At 68.3% G+C, this 1,870-nt stretch carries 2 protein-coding genes; both read left to right on the top strand.

Annotated features, from left to right (window positions below):
- Nucleotides 1-667, top strand: a 667-nt coding sequence (locus GJ633_RS16330) for an NAD(+)/NADH kinase (RefSeq protein ID WP_156589607.1), incomplete at its 5' end; no start/stop codon positions are given.
- Between the two features lie 14 nt (nucleotides 668-681).
- Nucleotides 682-1,125, top strand: coding sequence for a hypothetical protein (locus tag GJ633_RS16325; protein WP_156589606.1), 444 nt, complete (start codon nucleotides 682-684; stop codon nucleotides 1,123-1,125).
- Nucleotides 1,126-1,870 lie beyond the last annotated feature (745 nt).

The raw sequence follows: 1,870 nt of genomic DNA, 5'->3' as shown, positions 1-1,870 counted from the left end.
CGCGGCGCTCCGCGAGGCGGTCGTCGACCGCGGCAGGCCGCGCTCGCCCGTCGTCCCGGTCGGCGACCGGCAGCACGCGATCGCTCCAGAGGACGTGCCCGGCTGCGTTCGCCGGCTGCTCGACGGCTCTTCGACGGAGCGCGGCGACCGCGGTCGGAGCAGGTCGGCGTCGAGCCCGGTCCGCCGCGTCGCCCTCCCCGTCCTCACGATCCGGGCGGACGGAGAGCCGGTCCGACACGCCGCGTTCGACGTCGCGTTCCTGACCGCGGAACCGGCCCGGATCTCGGAGTACGCCGTCGGCCTCGACGAGACCGGCCGCGAGTCGTTCCGGGCGGACGGCGTCGTGGTCGCGACGCCGCTCGGCAGCGACGGCTACGCGGCCGCGGTCGGCGGCCCCGTCGTGGAGCCCGGCGGCGGGGTCTCCGTCGTTCCGATCTCGCCGTTCGCCACCCGAGCCGACACGTGGGTCGCGGCGAACCGCGTGACGATCTCGGTCGAGCGTGAGAGCGAGTCCGTCGCGCTCGTCGTCGACGGCCGCCGCCGGGCGCTCGTCGAGCCGCACAGCCCGGTCGAGATCGAGGCGGTCGACGCCGTCGAGGCCGTCCTCGCGACGGGCACGGGACCGGGTCGCGGGCGCGACGATCGGAAACACTCTAATAACTCGTGACCGGATATGGGCGTATGGATCCACTGCAGTTCCTCGTCCCGCTCGGGTGGCTGTCCGCGGCCGGACCAGTGCTGCCGTACGCCATCTTCACGCTGACGATCGCGAATCTCGCGACGCGGTACCTCGCGCACAGACGGCACGTCGAGCAGGGCTCCGACGGCGACAGCGTCGAGCCGTACACGCCGCACGTGTTCACGAACGTCGGGCTCCTCCTGGTGAGCTTCCTGTTCGTGGTCGAATCCCCCGTGAGCGGTGTCATCGTCTCCGTGCTCGTCATCACGATGCTGCTCGCCGACCTCTTCGAGCTGGAGGCGCGCAACGTCGAGGCCCGCAACGACATGCCCATCGAGGCCCCCAAGAGCGCGATCGCCGCCTCGGTGCTCGTGTTGGTGTACGCCTCCTACTACGCGCTGTTCTTCCTCGTGGAGGGCTTCTGGAACCAGTTCGTCGTCGCGTGACCGGCGCGTCTGGATTCGCGGCCGCGCTCGCCCGCCATCCCCGCTGATTCGTCTTCTCGACGGCTCCCTGCGTTGGAGCCCGCGGATATCGTTGAGTGATTGTGATTTACGACGTGACTCGTTCTTGCGATCAGGATGTCATAGAGCCGTCCACAAGACGTTGATTCCACTCGCGTTTCGGTGATAGAAGCCGTTAGAGTTGGCGTGCTAGTGGTACGATACTTCGGATGGAACCGCTCGATACGAGATCGTCGTTGACGCGGAGAACATCTCCAAAGCCCCAGCCGCTCGGCGGTACGTGGTCGACAGTTCCGCGACGAATACGTCCAAAGCCCCAGCCGGGAGGACTCGGGGGCCTTGCTGCGCGCCTCGGTCACTCGTTTCACTCGCTCCCTGCGGTGCTTACTGCGGCCGCCGTCGTCCTCCTGGCTGCCCCTTTGCGTCCCACCCCGCACCGCACAGCCCCGCCTCACACCTCCCCAGCCTCGCGGTTCGCGCTCTTTGAGCGCTCACCGCGTCCAGCGAGAATCGGAGATTCTCTGGCAGTCGGGCGTCGCCCGACGACCTCGCGCTCGGGTTCGCGTGCGCTGTCGCGCCCCGCTCACCGAAGCGCGCCGGCCGCACAGCAGATCGATCGTCTCTTCGGTTGGATTGAACGAATCAGGGAGACGAAGAACGGGTATGAGAACGGTTGTCTGTCCCACTCGTCCGTAAGTGCGCTACGACGAACCGCGCCCTGGCAGAC

Source organism: Halorubrum sp. CBA1125, assembly GCF_009742825.1.
Taxonomy (GTDB): Archaea; Halobacteriota; Halobacteria; order Halobacteriales; family Haloferacaceae; genus Halorubrum.
Note: the sequence above shows the minus strand (reverse complement) of the source record. Positions and strands in the feature narration are given on the sequence as shown.

Excerpts from the sequence above, each read along its gene's own strand:
- GJ633_RS16325 (WP_156589606.1), top strand. The coding sequence starts at position 682 with ATGGATCCACTGCAGTTCCTCGTCCCGCTCGGGTGGCTGTCCGCGGCC.